The sequence below is a fragment of the Mesorhizobium sp. WSM4815 genome, from assembly GCF_055811575.1.
In genome coordinates this window covers 1-550 of record NZ_JBVVQS010000033.1, presented here as the reverse complement: position 1 = coordinate 550, position 550 = coordinate 1, and the positions used below count along the sequence as shown (strand labels likewise).

The 550-nt window shown below is 64.0% G+C and carries 1 protein-coding gene; it reads right to left on the bottom strand.

All coding sequences use genetic code 11. From position 1 onward, the window contains the following. A partial coding sequence (locus AC0L2B_RS00130) for a tyrosine-type recombinase/integrase (RefSeq protein WP_473743625.1) occupies positions 1 to 422 on the bottom strand: 422 nt, incomplete at its 3' end. Positions 423 to 550 lie beyond the last annotated feature (128 nt).

Sequence of the window (550 nt, the reverse complement as noted above, 5' to 3'; positions counted from 1 at the left end):
CGCAAGCCCGCACCATAGGCGACCGAGAGCGCGGCCTGGTGCTTGAGGCAGGTGGTGGCGTTGAGCAGCCGAGCGACTTCGTCGCGGCTGAGCACCACCGGCAGCTTGCGCGGATGCGCCAGCCGAACGAGCTTGCGCGCCAGATCGGGACGATCGACCGTATGCGTGAAGAAGAAGCGCAGCGCCGACACGATGCTGTTCATCGTCGGCACGGGAACACCGTCGCCCTGCTGCTCGATCTGGAACCGGCGCAGGTCGTCGGTGGTCGCTGTGTCTGGTGAACGCCCGAGGAACGTCGCCAGGCGTCCGATGTCGCGGAGATAGTTGCGCTGCGTCTCCCGTGAGAAACGCCGCATGTTCATGTCGTCGATCAGCCGCTGACGAAGTGGACTGATAGGTGCATCAAGAACAGGATAGGGCATGGTCAGGCTCCTTGTTGAAGAAGCCCGTAATGCTCTGCCGCTGCCGAACTACCCTCAATGCGAGCGCGACGTCCGGTTCGTGATCTCTACCTCACCCCACGCGCCCATCCCGCGCAGCGGGTTCGTTC